The organism is Paenibacillus apii, assembly GCF_011043685.1.
Lineage (GTDB): Bacteria > Bacillota > Bacilli > Paenibacillales > Paenibacillaceae > Paenibacillus_AQ > Paenibacillus_AQ sabinae.
This window is the reverse complement of record NZ_JAAKGU010000008.1, coordinates 146,706-163,938: the sequence shown is the minus strand read 5'-3', so window position 1 is coordinate 163,938 and position 17,233 is coordinate 146,706. Positions and strand designations below refer to the sequence as shown.

Sequence of the window (17,233 nt, the reverse complement as noted above, 5' to 3'; positions counted from 1 at the left end):
AAGTTACCTTATTCTTTTCACTCAAAAAATATATCCTGATCTGACTCTACGCAGGGTTGGATTTGCTTTATTTTTTTGAGCTACAAGAAAGGTCAACTTTCTTGCAGCTCTTTTTTATTTGAGAAGAAAGGAGTTTTCTGGAATGTCATTGATCAAGGTAACCAACCTGACGTTTGCCTATGACGGCAGTTACGACAACATTTTTGAGCATGTAAGTTTACAAATCGATACTAACTGGAAATTGGGCTTTACGGGGAGGAACGGCCGAGGCAAGACTACGTTTCTCAATCTGCTGCTCGGCAGGTATGAATACAGCGGAACGATTTCCTCTAACGTCAGTTTCGAGTATTTCCCGTTCCACGTCGAACACAAGGAGAACTATACATTCGATGTAGTCGCTGACATCTATCCGGATTATGAGCACTGGCAACTCATGCGTGAGTTTTCGCTGCTGAAGTTGTCAGAAGATGTGTTGTACCGACCGTTCGACTCGTTGTCGAGCGGAGAACAAACGAAGGTGATGCTGGCGGTCCTGTTTTTGAAGGAAAACAGCTTTTTGCTTATCGACGAGCCGACAAATCATCTGGATCTGCATGCTCGGAAGCTGGTAAGTGATTATTTGAACGACAAGAACGGGTTTATTTTGGTGTCTCACGATCGGGCCTTTCTCGACAATTGTGTGGACCATATTATTTCGATCAATAAGACCAATATCGAAATCCAGAAAGGAAATTTTTCAGACTGGTGGGAGAATAAACAACGACAGGACAATTTCGAACTGGCCGAGAACGATAAAATGAGGAAGGACATTAAACGGCTGTCCGAAGCGGCCAAGCGAACGAGCAACTGGTCGCACGAAGTAGAAAAAACGAAAAACGGCACCCGTAACTCCGGCTCCAAGGTCGACAAAGGGTACATCGGTCACAAGGCCGCCAAAATGATGAAGCGGTCCAAGTCGATCGAGCAAAGACAGCAATCAACCATCGAGGAAAGATCCCAGCTTCTGAAAAACGTCGATAGCTCGGAAAGCCTGAAAATATCGCAGATGACTTATCATAAACACCAATTGGTCGAGCTTGACCGCGTTTCGATTCATTTTGGCGATAAGAACGTTTGCCGCAACATCAGCTTTACTGTTGAGCAAGGGGACCGCATCGTGCTCTCCGGTCCGAACGGCTCAGGCAAATCCAGTTTGCTCAAACTGATTTGCGGCGAGGAGATACCTTATTCCGGCGTGTTTCGAAAAGGGAGCCAGATGGACATTTCCTACGTTTCACAAGACACCTCGCAGTTGCGGGGGAATTTGACGGAATTCGCCAGATCCAGCGGGATTGACGAAAGCTTGTTCAAAGCGATTTTGAGAAAACTCGATTTTTCGCGCTTGCAATTCGAAAAGGACATCGCTTCTTTTAGCGGCGGTCAGAAGAAGAAGGTTCTGATCGCGAAAAGCCTCTGCGAACGCGCTCATTTGCATGTTTGGGACGAACCGCTCAATTTTGTCGACGTCATTTCCAGGATGCAAATCGAAGAGCTGCTACTGGAGCATTCGCCGACTATCCTTTTTGTGGAGCACGACAGCGAGTTTTGCAAAAGTATTGCCACTAAAGTTGTAAATCTATAATGTAACTTTTTGCTTACTTTATTTTAGGAGGTTGAAATAAATGTTTGAAGTTGTGAATGTTTATGTGAATCGTTCATTGTCCGTTGGTACGGTTCACGATCAAATTAAACGGATGCCGGGACATTATCCATCTATCGATAGATGCACGTAGCGACTCAAGATACAAGCTTCGCGAATTAAATCTAAGTTGGTTAATGCATATGCTAGAGGACCCTAAAAGGTGCTTTTGGCATTTTCTCCGGCTCAAGAGGAGAAAAAACATGAAGTCAACTTCGAAATACGAAAGAATTCAACACTTATTGTCGGATTTAAAACAACCTGCATATCGTTTCCAACAAATCGCGGACGCGATCTTCAAGCAAAGAATTGGTGAATATGACCGAATGACTATAATCCCTAAAGCTATAAGAAACGAGCTAATAAAAAATTTTGGCGAAAATGTTTTGAACTTAACTCCAGTTATAAAAAAAACATCTAATCAAGTTAATAAAGTGCTTTTTGCTATAGAAGATAACGAACATGTAGAAGCAGTTCAACTAAGCTACGAACGCGGCTGGAAGTCATACTGCATTTCAAGCCAATGCGGATGTGGATACGGTTGTCGTTTCTGTGCTACAGGAACAATTGGACTAAAACGGAACCTAACAGCAGATGAAATTAGCGATCAACTGTTGTACTTTCATTTAAACGGACAGGCTTTAGATAGTGTTTCATTTATGGGGATGGGGGAGGCTTTAGCCAATCCTTATATTTTCGATACGCTCAAAATTCTAACAGATTCACGAACCTTTGGCTTAGGGCATCGCAGAATTACAGTTTCCACCATTGGGATTATACCGGGGATAGATCGGTTAACAAAAGAATTTCCACAAGTTAACCTTACCTTTTCACTTCACTCCCCTTTTGATGAACAACGGAGTGAGCTTATGCCGATTAATAATCGTTTTCCGCTTAATGACGTGTTAAACAAGTTAGATCAGCATATTAGTGATACAGGTAGGAAAGTTTACATTGCGTATATATTACTTCGAGGAGAAAACGATTCAAATGAGCACGCAGATGCTATCGCTGCTTTATTAAAAAACCGAGGTCCTTGGGAACATTTATATCACGTCAATCTGATACCTTACAACTCAACCGACGTAACACCTGATAATTTTCATCAATCTGACAAAGAACGAGTTCAAAGGTTTGAACATATTTTAAAGTCAAAGGGAATCAAAGTCACTGTGAGGACTCAATTTGGAACGGACATTGATGCAGCATGCGGTCAACTTTACGGGCACAATAAGTGAAAATAAAGGAGAGAACACACCATGGCTAATAAAAATTTTACAGTAACTCATGTTCAATTCCATGCAAAGACAGACATTTGGTGATATTTGCATGGAATAACATGATCACCATTCATGCTGGCTTTGCTACTTGAGACATTACTTTTAATCAAGGGGTGAGCTACATGAGATATATTAACGCGAATGAAATTCTTCCAAAAGAGTTGGTAGAAAAGTTACAAGATTTCATACAAGGTGAATACATCTATATTCCCGCAATAAAAGATCATCATAAAAGTTGGGGAGAAGTCTCCGGTTTTCGAAAAGAGATTGATAGGAGAAATAATGAAATAATAAATGCCTATTCATCTGGTTCTTCAATACAAGAACTGGCGGAATATTACTGTCTTTCTGTTTATGCTATAAGAAAAATAATATACAGCAAATAAAACAGAATAATTCAAGCTTACACCTTCAAATATCTCAATGGAAGAACCATAGAGATTAATTTGAGGGTTTTTTCATTTGCAGTAATAATGGAAATAATCTTAAAGCATGTTAGTGATAAGCCCTGTTACTTCCAAAAGCGAGTATACAAAATGCTACAGAACCATTTGGTGTATAGTTTAAGTGATTCCTATCTGTTACCTTTATGAGTATGAATTTCTTCTAAAAGTAAAGGTAAACGGAGGTTTTAATTATGGACATTACTGTAGATATTATACGGTTTAATTAACAAAATCTCTAATACAACGTCTTGAAATCTATCATATTTTTATATTATCGTGCAGCTTTTTGAATATGGAGGAAGAGTAATGTTGAATGTAACTATTTATAATATGGAAGGTAACCGTGTTGGTGAAATGGAACTGAATGAGTCCATTTTTGGTATTGTTCCCAATGAATCAGTTATGCATGATGCAGTTGTGAATTATCTTGCAAATAAACGTAGTGGAACACAATCTGCATTAACGCGTGGGGAGGTTAGAGGTGGCGGTAGAAAACCCTATAAGCAGAATAAAATCGATAAATCTAGAGCAGGTTCGATCCGAATGCCACATTGGCGTGGCGGCGGAGTTGTCTTTGCTCCTAAGCCCCGTGACTATAGCTACAAGCTTAATAAAAAAGTTAAGCGGCTTGCTATACAATCTGCATTATCAAGCAAAGTTAGGAGTAAAGAATTTATCGTTGTTGATGAAATTAAATTAGAAATTTACAGAACAAAGTCTATAGTAGCCATGCTTAATGCTCTTGGTGCAGAAAAAAAGACACTAATTGTTACACCTTCGATAGATAACTATGTTTTTAAAAGTGCTAATAATATACCTGGTGTAGAAACCGCTGTAGCCGACTCACTTAATGTATACAATATTTTGAATTGTGATAAATTAATAATTGCTAAAGAAGCTGTCACAATAATTACAGAAATACACTCCCAATAAAAGAAAACAGGGAGATGAGGCGGCCAAACCTTTACATCTCCCTGTTCTTGTTAATATCCTGCGATACGCCTGCTCCTTATGATTGTCGGTGATTATGAATATTACCACCGTCAATTATATCCCCGCGCCTCCGTCATCGTATATGAAAAATCGCCGTCCTGCTTCCGACAACGGAAGAGAGTGGCGACATTTCATGCGATACGGTCTTCTTACTTGATATCTAACTGTAAATGTTTCTTCTATTAATACATTATAATTTGACCCTTACTCGGAAGTCACGTGTTCTTCGACCACATAAGATCTAGTTCGCGAACGATCAAGAAAATTGAGCTCGTCCTCTGCAACTCCAGAGTGTGGAGCATACATCTTAGCTACCCAAGCTTCATAAGCACCACGGTCAGGAAATACGAGTTCTGTCACGATATCGAAGTCATCTTTTGTACTAGAGTCGTCCTTTCCTAGAATGTAGTTGCGTTTGTAAACGTTAGGGATTGGTGCCAATCTAGTAATCAGTGGTACATGTTGATTCTCATAGTATTCGATAAGATCTCGTGTATTCATTCCATCCTTTTTGGTAAGAAAGGCCATCACTTTAATCATGTTGATCCACCTCGCTAGTTTTTAAATTATTCTAAAGGAGAGCCAGGAGCGGTCAGATTCGTAAGGAAGAACTCTGCGAGCTTCGAAACCGCAGGCGCCACGTACTCGTCCTTGTCGTAAAGGTCGACGTGGGTTGCACCGTCAATCCAAAACAGTTCCTTGGGCTCTTGCGCGTTCGCAAACGCTTCGGTCGTCATCCATGACGTGACGGCTTGAGTTCCAACGATCATGAGCAGCGGGCGAGGCGCGATCAGGTCAATGAACCGGAACGCGTCGAAATATGCGATGCGGTCTATACTGTTCCAGGTAAAGACCTTAGCCGAGCACGGGTGCTGCGCGCGGTCGGTGCAGTAATATTCCCAACCCTCGAAGGCGTGCTGGCCGAAGACGCGGGCCTGGTCCTCGGTCTCCGGGAAAATCGGGAATGTGCCGACGCCTTCGCCGCGGGCTTCCGAGGTGCGGGCCGCCGCTGCAGCGTCGAGCATGCCCTGGAAGATGGCGGGGTCCTGCTTGCCATCGCTGCCGTTACGGAATTGACGGCTGATGTCGGCAGCGCTGACGGTAGCGACGGCCTTGATGCGGTGGTCTGTCACAGTGGCGGGGATTACATAGCCGCCAGAGGCACAGATGCCGAGTGCGCCGATGCGGTCCGGGTCGACCTCGCCCTGCACACTGAGGAACGAAACGGCAGCCTTGAAGTCCTCGACGCGGTGGGCTGGGTCCTCCAATCCGCGCGGCTTGCCTCCGCTTTCGCCCTGAAAAGCGGCGTCGAAGGTAAGAGTGACGAAACCCCGCTCGGCCAGGCGCTTTGCGTAGAGGCCTGCAGTCTGTTCTTTGACGCCGGTGCCGGGATGGCCGACGACGATCGCAGGGCGCGGCCCGCTGACCACTCCGTCAGGTGTATAGAGGTGGCCGGCGATCTTCACGCCGGCACTGTCGAAGGTGACGTCCTTCTTAGTATAGTAATTCATGCATTATCCCTCCAAAATTTAATTTTGATTTCGAACTTACATTTACGATGTTTACATATTGAGTACGATATGTCAAGTAAGAAATTATACAAACTTGACATTTGTTGATCTGTTCGTTAACCTGAATATATGGATAAAAAAGAATCGGCAAGACTAGCGTACGTTCTTGAGACAGCTCTGAATATTTTTGTTCGGTACGGCTATAAAAAAACATCCATTGAGGATATCTCGAAAGCCGCGGGGATCACACGTCAGGGGATTTATCTTCATTTTAAAAATAAAGATGAGATCTTTAGCGCTTCCATTCAAAAAGCGTTGGACGACGGTTTGCAATCCGCCGATCAGATACTTGAGGATGACCGCTTAACGCTGGAAGAAAAACTGTTTCACGCTTTAGACGAGTGGTATGGCCGTCACGTAGGATTCCTTCATCCTGAAGCGTCTGATCTTGTGGCCCAATGTGAGCGCGTTCTCGGCGACGCTGTTGAAAACAGCATTTCATCATTTCAAAAGAAACTCGAACAAGTCATTCTAGCGTCATCTGGGAAAAATACAAAAGACGTTAAGACGCGCGCTGTGACCATTGCCGACATGCTATGTACATGTGCATTGACTTGGAAGCATCGTTTATCATCGCGGCAAGAATTCCAAGAGAAGTTGTGTGACGCCATTCACTTGTGTTGTCAAGATCTTCGAGACTAGTTAGTAAAGCTGACTCGATGATCATACGCGGGGCAAGGCGGAGGAGTGATACGTCCCAGAAAATCCAACAGTTACTCTAACGAAGAACGTTAGATTAATAAAAATAACGACAGTTAATCATTTCGCACCGGAAGCACCGGGAGAAACGTGGTAACCGCCGCTTTCTTCGAGGTGCTTTTTTGTATGCTAAAGTGGAGAATGATTTGGAAAAACGGATTTTGTACGGGGGAGATCAGATTGAGATTGAGTTTTAGCAGGTACCGTGTGACGAACGTTCAGCGAGCTTATCCAACGACACAAATGTTCCTACATTAATTTTCAGGAGAAGGCTGGCATTTCATCCTTAGAGACCTGAAAGGTTTTGGGCAGTTCCAAGGAGAGAAAAAGAGCTACAGAGAGTTCAAAGATGTGGACTGTGTCCTCGAGTTCGTCAAAGCAGATAAGTTGGAGGAAGGATCGGAAGGCGACGGACCGTGTTTCTTAGATCTTCAAAGCTGAGATTGCTGGGTCATTGGGCAACTGACTATATCTCAGACGAGCATCGAGAAAAAGAAATGAATTATCTCAATCATTGGGGTTATGAGATAGAAGATGGAGGAAAGAATGCGCCTTTCTTGCCTCGCAATCCTGGCTTATTAATACAGGGATTTAAAACTACACGAACCGCTAGGTTAACGAACAAACTACTGGTTAACATCGAGCCAATTTACGTGACATGTATGTTCGCCAGATTCGCACTAGACATTATCACATCCTCTGGTGCCATAATGAATGAACTGCTACAGATTAGTTATGATAAGGACTGCTGTGTGGTTACGGTTGATAAAAGCGTTAGCCCTCCGAGAAAAAATTTTATATTCCGTTTGATCCCTAAAGGCAGGGAAGAACCAGAGAACTATTATATGCCGGAAGAAGTCTTCAGGTTTATGACTGAACTACTGAAGATGCTTAAGGAGTCTTATAAGTCCGATGCGATCCCAGAAGTGCAGTATGATGTGGAAAGCAGAAAACATTTGTGCCGAAAAAGAGGTACATCTTTTAGTATCAGTCTAGGCACATCAACGTTTTTTCAATTAATGCTATCCTTCGCTTTCTGTTACATGGAATGGTGATTCAGTCTTCGGAAGGAAGCCAAGTTGTCCTTAAGGCGCATTTGTTGAGGCATGCGTTTGCTACACATGCGGTTCAAACCGAGAAAATTCCGGTCGATATTGTGAAGTCACTGCTCCATCAAAAGGACATTGAGGTAACTTCTTACTATTCTGCTCCTACAACCCAACAAGTTTCGGAATCTATAAACTCACTTCATGAAAACTGGGTCTCATATATCGATATTCAGAAGGGCATTCTTAGGGGGCCTGAAGAGCTTAAAGAGCTTTATGATGATTATCGAGAAAAGATCGGTACAATGTCAAAGGTTGTGGGAGGGATATGTACCATTGACTCGGTATGTCCGACTTAAATGGCTTGTGTTGGATGTGGAGCAAAGGTACCTCGGCCGGAATTTAGGGAGGAGATTGAAGCCTTTTATAACTGGGCAGATGAAAGTGAAAAACGATTTGAGCAATTGGGATTTTTCCTGGAAGCAAAGAAGATGAAAATCGCAAAAAATAGAGCCAAGAACGAGCTCAAGGAAATCCAGTTGATCGAAAAATCACAAAAGGATGAGTCATATGCGCCGGAAATTCGTATCTCCTCCAACAAATGAATTGGAATGGCTTCAAGAATCGTACGAGAAGAGGAAAAACCGTTTCCTCGAACTTGGAATAAAAGCGATAGATGTACTTGTTAAAGAAGGGAAGCTTAAGCGTTATATGCAGTTAACCAAGCCAGAGTTGGTTGATTTGCTGATTCGAATGGAGCAATACATTGCACATCAGAATCAAATTTGGTTAAAATACGAATTCGAGAAGTTTACCAAAAAATGAAAAACTCATAACTATTTTGCAGATCCCTTTGGAGCGATTGTTACCCCTTTGGAGCGATTGTTACGCTACCATGAAAGAACGGTCTAACCTTTCATGCTCTGTGGTGCAGAGCAAGGGATGCATGGATGGCTAACGGGCAGGATTGTGCGATAAAAAATTAGTCTTTGAATATCCCATATTAAAAGGAGAGGATTCTTAATAAAAACAAATCTGGGTGTGATATTCTGAAACGACTGAGTACTATAATCGTTGCCGTCCTTTGCATAATTTCCTACGTATTATTTGCCTTTGTATTAAAAAATGAAACTGAAGCAACAACTTCCATAAATGATGCCAGTTGCTACGATTCGTTCGAATGGTTAGGAAAGTCCTGTGAAGTGCATAAAAGGAAAATTTTAATTAGCAACTGATGATGTCTATCCAAATATTATTTTACGTGACACCATTGTAACTTCCGAGCCCAATGATGTTATTGTTAACAATACTCTTTATTCGCCCATTGATGATTAACTGGGACTATAGCGTAATAAACAACTAAGACTGGCTGCCAGCATGTATCGGCAGCCGCATTATGCTAATGGACAGTTTAGTTTAATGATCAAAAATAATAAGCAGGAGATAATATCGTAACTCCGAATTGTTAAAGTATAAAAATATTAGGAATTTAGAAAAGGGGTATTTACGTAAATTTATAAAGATGATCAGATAATAAATTTGTACACATAAGGAGATAAAAATTATGGCAAAAAACAAATTACTAAGAATGGACAATGTTGGCATCGTTGTAGAATCCCTTGATGATGCAATCTCTTTCTTCGAGGAGATTGGTTTGAAGCTCGAAGGGCGAGCTACTGTCGAAGGTGAATGGGCTGGTCGCGTAACCGGGCTGGGTTCACAGTGTGTAGAGATTGCTATGATGGTTACCCCAGATGGCCACAGCCGACTTGAACTTTCGCGATTTCTCACCCCACCTACTATATCAGATCACCGAACTGCTCCTGTAAATGCCCTCGGTTATCTACGCGTCATGTTCACAGTTGAAGATATTGACGAAATGGTATCCAGACTCACTAAGTATGGTGCTCAACTCGTTGGCGAAGTGGTTCAGTACGAGGACTCGTATCGGCTCTGCTACATTCGTGGAATTGAAGGACTTCTAATCGGTTTGGCGGAACAACTCGGTAATAAATAAGTGACGTTTAAAAGAAGACTTAACTGAAATATACATTACTAGAGTAAAAAATAGAAACAGAAAAGCAGTGTGAAAGTATCTCGAAGAAGTCGGGTGCATCAATCATATAAACACCGCATTCACGCTCAGGGTCTGGGCGACCCCCGGTCCCGGGAACAAGGAACGAGGAAGTAATTGCCGGGACACATCCGCACCGACTAACCGCATCGCGGCCGGCAGCAAGCTGCCTTAACTCGGTGGGACATCGAGATGCATGAACTTTAAAGGAAATCAATGCAAAACCAAATTAAAGGGACTCAACTAACGGGAAACGGGAGCTTAATAACAACCAGGTCGAAGCTGCCGGTACACGATCGGCAGCTTCATTACGTTAAAGGGCAGATGACTTAAGTATGAATAGTCGCAATATATGCTCGCTAAATCAGTACTATTTGCAGTTCATTTTATTATCCCACCCCGTACTCTATATCTTAGACCTGTGCAGTCGGACGGATTACAATCTCATTCACATCAATATCGTCTGGCTGCTCGATTGCGAATGCTATAGCACGAGCAACTGCATCTGGCGGCATCGCTAACTCATCCCGAATAGCGGTGAGACGGTCTCTAACCTCCTTATTTGTCACGCCCTCCGTGAAATTTGTTTGTACGATACCTGGCGATATAATTGTTACGCGTAGTTGTTTGCCAGCCTCTTGGCGCAGCCCCTCTGAGATCGCACGAACAGCGAACTTCGTGCCTGAATAGACAGATTGATTCGGTACTGTTTTATGCCCAGCGGTAGAAGCGGTGTTGACAAAATGACCAAAACCCTGCTTGCGAAAGACAGGCAATGCGGCGGCTATACCGTATAGTACGCCCTTCATGTTGATATCAATCATTGACTCCCAATCTTCAACACGCAATTCATCAAGGGGTGAAATCGGCATTACGCCGGCATTGTTGATGAATACATCAAGCTTGCCGTACTGTTCGCATGCCAACGCGACAAGATTGGACATGTCTTCTCGCCGTTTCACGTCTGTGCTCATATAAACGGCCTCACCACCCCGTTCCATAATGCGCTCCGCAAGTGCTTCAAGTCGTTCCGTACCTCTCGCTCCAAGCACAATCTTCGCGCCACGCTCGGCAAGCAGGAGTGCGGCTGCTTCGCCAATTCCGCTGCTTGCGCCCGTAATAACGACGACTTTGTCTTTGATTCCTGACATGGTTATGTTCTCTTCTACGCTCATCGCCAGATCCTTCTTTCATTCTAATAGTAGTCGCAAGTGTTGTTGACCTTACTATTAGAAGTATATAAAAGGGCGATTAATATACGGTAGGCGATTCCTGCGCGTTCTTTGCCTAATCCTGTCTGTCTGGCTACAATAAACTTAAGATCTAGTAGAAAAAAGGATTGGTGATTATGAACCAACTCTTTCCCAGGCTTACCATTTCGACCTATCAGCAAGAGTTGGCTCGGCTGATTCAACTTCATGCACCGATAGACGGTACACACACTACAGCCATTACTGAGCTTTGTTTCAGGCGGGCATCGAGAGAAACGGAACCGACGCATACTGTCAACTTGCCCTCTCTTTACGTGATCGCCCAAGGCTCTAAAATTGCCACTTTGGCCGGGGAAAATATCCGATACGATTCGGCTACCTATATGGTCACCTCCGTTCATTTGCCCGTTATCGGTAAAATTACTCATGCATCACCGCAGATACCATATTTAAGTCTGCAATTAACGCTCAATCCGGATGTTCTTCTGGATATCGTCAATAAGACCAGCCCGCAGAGAAGCAGGGAAACTGGACGAGGGATTTTGGTGAATACGACTACGCCTCCCTTGCTAGATGCAATTCTTCGCCTTGTCCAACTTTTAGATACACCGATGGATATCCCAATGCTTGCTCCGCTTATCGTCCGCGAAATATTTTATCGGGTGCTACAGGGCGAGCAGGGGACGTTGCTCCGGCAGTTCGCACTGCTTGGCAGCTATGCACATGGTATATCCCAAGCGATCCATCTCATTAACCGAAATTATTCCGAGCCTCTTATCATTAGTGAGTTAGCAAAAAAGGTTAGCATGAGCACCACATCTTTGCACAAGCATTTCAAAAGAGTAACGGCAATGAGTCCGTTGCAGTATCAAAAGATAATTCGGTTGCAAACGGCACGCCGATTGCTGCTCACGGAAAACTTGGATGCTGCCACGGCAGGTTTTCGCGTTGGTTACGAAAGCCCTTCTCAGTTCAATCGGGAATACGCGCGCTTATTCGGACGTCCACCGATAAGCGATGTCAAGCATCTCCGTGATTCTTTATATGGTCATCAATAATCTCATAATCTCATGGATAGCCTATTTCATTTATTAGATCGAGAATGTGTTAGACTAACGAAGAACGAGAACTAAAAAAGAAGGTGTATGATTAGTGGTCGGGTTAAAAGAACTTATCGATTTCTTAAACCAACTTGAGGATCGGAAAATATACTATAGACTTAACAAAATAAGAACTGAAAGCATTATGGTGGAAGTGGCTGTGCCTGGTCAGCGGTGGGAGGTAGAGTTTATGGATGATGGTATGTAGAGATTGAGAAATTTATCAGTGATGGGGAGATGTATGATAATCATGAGATAAACTCACTATTTGAAAATTTTAGCGACTAAGCTAAACGTAAAACGTTTGTGAAATTATCAAGGGAAGCAGCTTGCTACGGCAGTTGCTCCCTGAGTTGACTAAACATGCTAGGAGAATTGAGGTTGTCAGTGCAGCCGTATTTTTGTTGGCTCTCTAACGGGAAACGCTTATTATTTCAAAGAGTCAGGTTAGATCCTCCCATTTTATGTGATGTTAGTAATAGGATCAAAATCATGGGAGGGTTTATTTATGACAATAATGGAATTATGGTCGTTGTATGAAGCAGATAAGCGGATTCTGGGATTTAGTCCTCACACACTAAGGGCTTATGCTCTACAAATGAAAGTACTTGTTCGAGAAATAAGTGATCTGGATCTTGAAGATGTGTCCATGAATCTGCTAAAGGAATATCTTGCAAGCAATCGAATCGTTTGAAACCAAGCAGTCTAGGTCATAGAATCCGTTTTGTACGTTCACTGTTCCGTTACGCGTTTGAAGAGGGTTACGTTACGAAGAATCCAGCATTAAAGCTCAGAGAACCGAAAAGATGGATAAAAGGATTCCTAAATTCCTAATTGAAGAGGATGTCATTCATCTAAAGATCTCTTGTATGTCCCATCGAGAGCATGCACTATTGGAGTTTCTGTATTGTACCGGCTGCCGTGTTGGTGAAGTTCATCAGCTTAATCTAGATGATATCAACTGAGAGAACTGTTCAGCCATCCTTAACGGAAAGGGGGCAAAGCAAAGAGAAGTTTATTTTACAACGGAGTGTACGGTGTGGTTCTCTCGTTACATCGAAAGCCGACAGGATAGCTGTAGAGCACTCTTCGTCACGGAGAGCCATCCAATGCGTCGAATGGCCATTCCGACGATTCGTTATTCCCTCAAGCAGTTAGCGACTCGAGGGTATGTTACCGATAATGTGTATCCGCATCGGTTCCGACACACATACGCATGTCATCTATTAGACAATGGAGCACCCCTAGAGTTCATACAAGGGGTTAATTTAACAATGGTATTTTCGATCTATTTTATGGTCAGTTTTACCAAATGGCGATAAATAGGTTTATTGACTGGTATTGATACATATCGTTTCAGGCGTATGGGCCTTCGCAGGGGCATGGGGTCTGCTTATGCTGACCTCCCGCCGTGGCTCGCGGAGGTTCCTGCCCCCCCATGGCGGCGGCATGGATCTCGTCGGGAATGTTGTTCTCTTACAATCTCTTCAACCGCTTGATTGAGTCTTAGTTGATGATTATTAAGTTTAGTCATATTCGAAACGGAGTAAAAGGTATGGATGTGCAAAATATTATTTCAATAATTATTGATAGTCTTAAGGAAGTCAACGGTGTGCAGGCTCTGGTTCTAGGCGGTTCAAGGGCAAGGGGGACTGAAAATCCCAACTCCGATATTGATATTGGAATTTATTATAACGCCAAAAGTGGGTTAGACATTGCCCAGCTTCGTCGGGTAGCCTCCATCTTGGATGACGATAATAGAGACAACTTAATAACAGAAATCGGTGGCTGGGGACCATGGATTAATGGTGGTGGCTGGCTAAAAGTGTATCAAAAACCGGTCGATTTTCTATACCGTGATCTTAATAAAGTGTCAAAAGTAATTGACCAATGCCTCATGGGGGATATCACAATCGACTATCAACCGGGGCATCCTCATGGATTTATCAATTCAATGTATTTAGCTGAAATAGCGTTGTGTAAGGTGTTATGGGATCCGTCAGGTCTTGTTGGAGAAATGAAGTCCCGAACAAATCCCTACTCGCATGTTTTGCAAAAATCGGTTATTCAAAAATTTCTATGGGAAGCAAATTTCTCTCTTGAGATTGGGAAAAAAGGTATCTATAAAAAAGATTTATCTTACATTGCTGGATGTTGTTTTAGGTCAGTCTCTTGCATGAATCAGGTTTTATTTGCACTTAACGAAACTTATTGGATGAACGAGAAAGGAGCTGCTGCCATCGCTGATTCATTTAGCATGGTCCCAAGCAAATACTCCAATAGAATAAATAACATATTGACATTAGTCACAGAAGATCGTGCCGGTTTGGAGAAGGCTCTAACCATGTTAAGTGATCTGATTCATGAAACAGATAATCTCGTAAAAAATAAAGGTTTGTGGAATTAAACGGGCAATCGCTGAACTAGGCTGTTGAGCTAAAGGAGACGTTAGCTGACGAAGCATATATATGGGATAAATCCTAACTTGCAATAAAAAAACAGCGACCGCCTGGAAAGGCGTATCGCTGTTTTTTATACCTCGATGTTCGCTGGCTTCCGGTTGAATGTAAATCAGGAAGGGATTTTTGTCGACGATCATGTCGGGTGACAAGAACATTACCACAATCCCGACAGGTCTAGCGAATTGAAAAGAGAAGGCAGCTTTTATTGGTTATAAAACATAAACAACATATTTTCGCTACTACTTTTCAAGTTTGAAGTGATTCAGGAAAAAACGAAGGGCCGGTGATTTGTCATCCATTCGCCAAGCTAAAGATAAATTGATTTGGGGCGGTTTTTCAATAAAATTTTTGTAGACAATTCCGGGTCTTCTGAAATTTTTTACCGACGAGGGCACTACCGATATGCCCAAGCCCGATGCGACAAGATTGACGATCGTGTGCATTTGGACGGCTTCCTGAATAATGCGGATACTGATTCCGCAACTGCGGAAATACCCGTTGATAATATCGTAGAAATCGGGGCCGTAATGGCGCGGCGGCATAATAAATGGATCGTTTGCAACCTCATGGACGGATATTTTCGGACGTGAAGCCAAACTGTGCGACTTGGGCAATGCGAATACGAAAGACTCTTCCGTAAACACTTGCGATTGAATGTCCGTTTCTTGCACAAAGGGGCGCAGCATTCCTACATGTATTTCGCGGGAGTAGAGCGCGTCCAATTGTTGAGAGGTGGTCATTTCTTTCAACGTCAATTGAACGAGAGGATAGTTATCGTGAAATTCTTTAAGCTTATTGATGAAAATCCCGTCCGTTGCCGAACCAACAAAGCCGACGGTCAGCCGGCCGATTTGCCCCTGCTGTGCAAGTTGTGCGGCTTTAATGGCTTTTTCAGACTGTAACAGCGTGTTCCTGGCTTCCTCCAAAAACACTTGGCCCGGTTCCGTTAATTCAACCTTTCGGTTGTTTCGTTTCAGCAGTTGAACGCCAAGCTCGATTTCCAAACTTTTGATTTGTTGACTTAACGGGGGCTGTGCCATATTTAGCCGTTTTGCTGCACGGGTAAAATTCAATTCTTCCGCTACCGCAACAAAATACTTCATGAGCCGAAGGTCCATATTATATTCCTTTCATATTATTTTTTTATGAATTATATATTGGACATATCAAAGAGGTCAACTTAAGATAAAAACGAAAAGACAATAACCAAAAGGAGACGCCGTCCATGATTCAACAGTCGTAAGGAAAGCCAATGAAAGGAGAAAACAGTCATGAAATTGTTGACTTCTATTGTTTTAGTGTTTTTCCTCGTATCGTCTGTCTTTGTCCCGGTGTTTGCGGTAGAGTGGGAAGGCGCGAAGAAGGTAAATGAAAGCGGTGGAGATAAAATTCAAAGAAACGATTTTAAAATCGAGAGCGAGCCGGGGATTGATATTTTCATCCGTGAAATTCGTACTTCCCAAAAATCGGACAAAACTCCTCTGCTCCTCCTTCATGGAGCAAGAGTTCCGGGTATCCCCTCATTTGATCTTCAGGTTTCAAACGGTTCATTGGCTGAAGATTTGGCCCATAAGGGCTTTCCTGTCTATATCATGGATATCCGGGGATACGGAAAGTCTACCCGCCTACCGGAAATGTCGGAGCCGCGTGCGGCGAATGCTCCGCTGGTGAGATCGACGGATGCCGTCAAAGATATTTCCGCTGTCGTGGACTGGATTCGAAAACGGAACAAAGGAATGAAAGCAGCTTTATTGGGCTGGGCCACAGGCGGGCTCTGGGCGGGACATTATACAACGATGAATCCTGAAAAAGTGAGTGTCCTCATGTTGTACAATACGATATACGGGGGCGGTTCGAATCACCCGACGCTCGGCAACGGTACAAATTTGGAAGATCCCGAACGTCCCGGAAGATTTAATGAAGCGGAATTTGGAGCCTACCGTTTGAACACGGCGGCTTCCCTGCTCCCCTCATGGGATAGCAGCATCCCGGCGGAAGACAAGTCCGAATGGCGCGATCCTCTTGTAGTGGAAGCATATGTGAAAGAAAGCATGGTGAGCGATGAAACCAGCGAGGATCGTGTGCCTGCGAGCTTTCGCTCTCCTAGCGGAGCAATGGAAGACACCTACTACCTCGCTTCGGGCAGACAATTGTGGGATGCGTCACTCATCAAAGTGCCGACACTGGTTATTCAATCGGAAAATGACTTCTGGTCCCGTAACGAAGATCGGGATCGGCTTGTGCAGCAACTCATTCACTCTCCTTTTGTCAAGGACGTTCTGATAGAAGATGCCACTCATTACGTACACTTGGACCGTCCGGATAAAGGCCGGGGCCGGTTTATTGAGGAAGTTGTGCAGGCGCTGCAGCCCGATTGGAGCAGCCAGCGTTAAAACGTTTTGGCGGCGCCGGTATATCCGCCTACGCTGCATGAAGGGTATGGCCAATATTTATAAAAGAAAAATGCCCGGACGAAGAAAATATGGGATGCTGCTGGCCCGATGATAATGGCAGCTGTGGTTTTAGTTATAATAGGTTTAGTACTCGCAATTACAGTGAAGCGAATGGACGAAGGTCCTTTGCGTAGATTCCTTGCCAGAGTAGCGCCAATCGTACTGGTGTTCACTCTGCTTGGAACAGTATTCTATTACAGTGGGATATGGGGAAGTCGCT

17 protein-coding genes are annotated in these 17,233 nt (G+C 43.5%); 13 read left to right on the top strand and 4 right to left on the bottom strand.

Going from position 1 to position 17,233, the window contains the following annotated elements; translation table 11 throughout:
- Nucleotides 1-142: 142 nt before the first annotated feature.
- The 4 genes from G5B47_RS17345 (at nt 143) to rplD (ending at nt 4,337) form a co-directional block, all read left to right on the top strand.
- The gene (locus G5B47_RS17345) at nt 143-1,621 is read left to right on the top strand and encodes an Lsa family ABC-F type ribosomal protection protein (protein WP_165100546.1); all 1,479 of its coding nucleotides are present in this window, start codon (nt 143-145) and stop codon (nt 1,619-1,621) included.
- A gap of 260 nt (nt 1,622-1,881) precedes the next feature.
- On the top strand, nt 1,882-2,916 hold the full coding sequence (locus G5B47_RS17340; RefSeq protein ID WP_165100543.1) for a Cfr family 23S rRNA (adenine(2503)-C(8))-methyltransferase: 1,035 nt from the start codon (nt 1,882-1,884) through the stop codon (nt 2,914-2,916).
- Nucleotides 2,917-3,080: 164 nt separating this feature from the next.
- Nucleotides 3,081-3,344: a CD3324 family protein gene (locus tag G5B47_RS17335; protein WP_025693716.1), complete on the top strand. Its 264-nt coding sequence runs from the start codon at nt 3,081-3,083 to the stop codon at nt 3,342-3,344.
- A 366-nt stretch (nt 3,345-3,710) separates the two neighbouring features.
- Nucleotides 3,711-4,337, top strand: a complete 627-nt coding sequence (gene rplD / locus G5B47_RS17330) for a 50S ribosomal protein L4 (RefSeq protein WP_165100540.1) — start codon at nt 3,711-3,713, stop codon at nt 4,335-4,337.
- A gap of 264 nt (nt 4,338-4,601) precedes the next feature.
- On the opposite strand, the gene G5B47_RS17325 is transcribed toward rplD, so the two are convergent.
- Nucleotides 4,602-4,937: an EthD domain-containing protein gene (locus G5B47_RS17325; protein WP_165100537.1), complete on the bottom strand. Its 336-nt coding sequence runs from the start codon at nt 4,935-4,937 to the stop codon at nt 4,602-4,604.
- A gap of 26 nt (nt 4,938-4,963) precedes the next feature.
- A complete protein-coding gene (locus tag G5B47_RS17320) occupies nt 4,964-5,908 on the bottom strand; it encodes an alpha/beta hydrolase (protein WP_165100534.1) in 945 nt (314 codons plus the stop codon).
- A gap of 129 nt (nt 5,909-6,037) precedes the next feature.
- Between G5B47_RS17320 and G5B47_RS17315 the strand changes: the two genes are divergently transcribed.
- The 4 genes from G5B47_RS17315 (at nt 6,038) to G5B47_RS17300 (ending at nt 9,730) form a co-directional block, all read left to right on the top strand.
- Nucleotides 6,038-6,610 (top strand): TetR/AcrR family transcriptional regulator, encoded by a 573-nt coding sequence (locus G5B47_RS17315; RefSeq protein WP_165100531.1) that lies wholly within the window; start codon nt 6,038-6,040, stop codon nt 6,608-6,610.
- Nucleotides 6,611-8,072: 1,462 nt separating this feature from the next.
- Nucleotides 8,073-8,318, top strand: coding sequence for a hypothetical protein (locus G5B47_RS17310; RefSeq protein ID WP_165100510.1), 246 nt, complete (start codon nt 8,073-8,075; stop codon nt 8,316-8,318).
- A complete protein-coding gene (locus G5B47_RS17305; protein ID WP_165100508.1) occupies nt 8,284-8,538 on the top strand; it encodes a hypothetical protein in 255 nt (84 codons plus the stop codon). Before G5B47_RS17310 ends, G5B47_RS17305 begins: the two co-directional genes overlap by 35 nt.
- A 739-nt stretch (nt 8,539-9,277) precedes the next feature.
- Nucleotides 9,278-9,730 (top strand): VOC family protein, encoded by a 453-nt coding sequence (locus G5B47_RS17300; protein WP_165100507.1) that lies wholly within the window; start codon nt 9,278-9,280, stop codon nt 9,728-9,730.
- Nucleotides 9,731-10,200: 470 nt separating this feature from the next.
- Here the strand turns inward: G5B47_RS17300 and G5B47_RS17295 are convergent, their stop codons facing one another.
- Nucleotides 10,201-10,962 carry an SDR family oxidoreductase gene (locus G5B47_RS17295; RefSeq protein ID WP_165100505.1) on the bottom strand — a complete coding sequence of 254 codons (762 nt, stop codon included), beginning with the start codon at nt 10,960-10,962 and terminating at the stop codon, nt 10,201-10,203.
- Nucleotides 10,963-11,135: 173 nt separating this feature from the next.
- On the opposite strand from G5B47_RS17295, the gene G5B47_RS17290 reads away from it, so the two are divergent.
- From G5B47_RS17290 to G5B47_RS17280, 4 genes are all read left to right on the top strand, one after another.
- The gene (locus tag G5B47_RS17290; RefSeq protein WP_165100503.1) at nt 11,136-12,056 is read left to right on the top strand and encodes an AraC family transcriptional regulator; all 921 of its coding nucleotides are present in this window, start codon (nt 11,136-11,138) and stop codon (nt 12,054-12,056) included.
- A gap of 550 nt (nt 12,057-12,606) precedes the next feature.
- Nucleotides 12,607-12,792 (top strand): hypothetical protein, encoded by a 186-nt coding sequence (locus tag G5B47_RS25710; RefSeq protein ID WP_235949715.1) that lies wholly within the window; start codon nt 12,607-12,609, stop codon nt 12,790-12,792.
- A gap of 343 nt (nt 12,793-13,135) precedes the next feature.
- Entirely contained in the window at nt 13,136-13,420 is a 285-nt protein-coding gene (locus G5B47_RS25705) for a tyrosine-type recombinase/integrase (RefSeq protein WP_328804565.1), read from the top strand.
- A 233-nt stretch (nt 13,421-13,653) separates the two neighbouring features.
- Complete coding sequence (locus tag G5B47_RS17280; protein ID WP_165100501.1) at nt 13,654-14,505, top strand: nucleotidyltransferase family protein; 852 nt, start codon at nt 13,654-13,656, stop codon at nt 14,503-14,505.
- Nucleotides 14,506-14,799: 294 nt separating this feature from the next.
- On the opposite strand, the gene G5B47_RS17275 is transcribed toward G5B47_RS17280, so the two are convergent.
- Complete coding sequence (locus tag G5B47_RS17275; protein ID WP_165100499.1) at nt 14,800-15,678, bottom strand: LysR substrate-binding domain-containing protein; 879 nt, start codon at nt 15,676-15,678, stop codon at nt 14,800-14,802.
- A 153-nt stretch (nt 15,679-15,831) separates the two neighbouring features.
- On the opposite strand from G5B47_RS17275, the gene G5B47_RS17270 reads away from it, so the two are divergent.
- Complete coding sequence (locus tag G5B47_RS17270; RefSeq protein ID WP_165100496.1) at nt 15,832-16,953, top strand: alpha/beta fold hydrolase; 1,122 nt, start codon at nt 15,832-15,834, stop codon at nt 16,951-16,953.
- The last annotated feature ends 280 nt before the right edge of the window (nt 16,954-17,233 follow it).

Excerpts from the sequence above, each read along its gene's own strand:
- G5B47_RS17345 (WP_165100546.1), top strand. The coding sequence starts at position 143 with ATGTCATTGATCAAGGTAACCAACCTGACGTTTGCCTATGACGGCAGT.
- G5B47_RS17340 (WP_165100543.1), top strand. The coding sequence starts at position 1,882 with ATGAAGTCAACTTCGAAATACGAAAGAATTCAACACTTATTGTCGGAT.
- G5B47_RS17335 (WP_025693716.1), top strand. The coding sequence starts at position 3,081 with ATGAGATATATTAACGCGAATGAAATTCTTCCAAAAGAGTTGGTAGAA.
- rplD (WP_165100540.1), top strand. The coding sequence starts at position 3,711 with ATGTTGAATGTAACTATTTATAATATGGAAGGTAACCGTGTTGGTGAA.
- G5B47_RS17325 (WP_165100537.1), bottom strand. The coding sequence starts at position 4,937 with ATGATTAAAGTGATGGCCTTTCTTACCAAAAAGGATGGAATGAATACA.
- G5B47_RS17320 (WP_165100534.1), bottom strand. The coding sequence starts at position 5,908 with ATGAATTACTATACTAAGAAGGACGTCACCTTCGACAGTGCCGGCGTG.
- G5B47_RS17315 (WP_165100531.1), top strand. The coding sequence starts at position 6,038 with ATGGATAAAAAAGAATCGGCAAGACTAGCGTACGTTCTTGAGACAGCT.
- G5B47_RS17310 (WP_165100510.1), top strand. The coding sequence starts at position 8,073 with ATGGCTTGTGTTGGATGTGGAGCAAAGGTACCTCGGCCGGAATTTAGG.
- G5B47_RS17305 (WP_165100508.1), top strand. The coding sequence starts at position 8,284 with ATGCGCCGGAAATTCGTATCTCCTCCAACAAATGAATTGGAATGGCTT.
- G5B47_RS17300 (WP_165100507.1), top strand. The coding sequence starts at position 9,278 with ATGGCAAAAAACAAATTACTAAGAATGGACAATGTTGGCATCGTTGTA.
- G5B47_RS17295 (WP_165100505.1), bottom strand. The coding sequence starts at position 10,962 with ATGAGCGTAGAAGAGAACATAACCATGTCAGGAATCAAAGACAAAGTC.
- G5B47_RS17290 (WP_165100503.1), top strand. The coding sequence starts at position 11,136 with ATGAACCAACTCTTTCCCAGGCTTACCATTTCGACCTATCAGCAAGAG.
- G5B47_RS25710 (WP_235949715.1), top strand. The coding sequence starts at position 12,607 with ATGACAATAATGGAATTATGGTCGTTGTATGAAGCAGATAAGCGGATT.
- G5B47_RS17280 (WP_165100501.1), top strand. The coding sequence starts at position 13,654 with ATGGATGTGCAAAATATTATTTCAATAATTATTGATAGTCTTAAGGAA.
- G5B47_RS17275 (WP_165100499.1), bottom strand. The coding sequence starts at position 15,678 with ATGGACCTTCGGCTCATGAAGTATTTTGTTGCGGTAGCGGAAGAATTG.
- G5B47_RS17270 (WP_165100496.1), top strand. The coding sequence starts at position 15,832 with ATGAAATTGTTGACTTCTATTGTTTTAGTGTTTTTCCTCGTATCGTCT.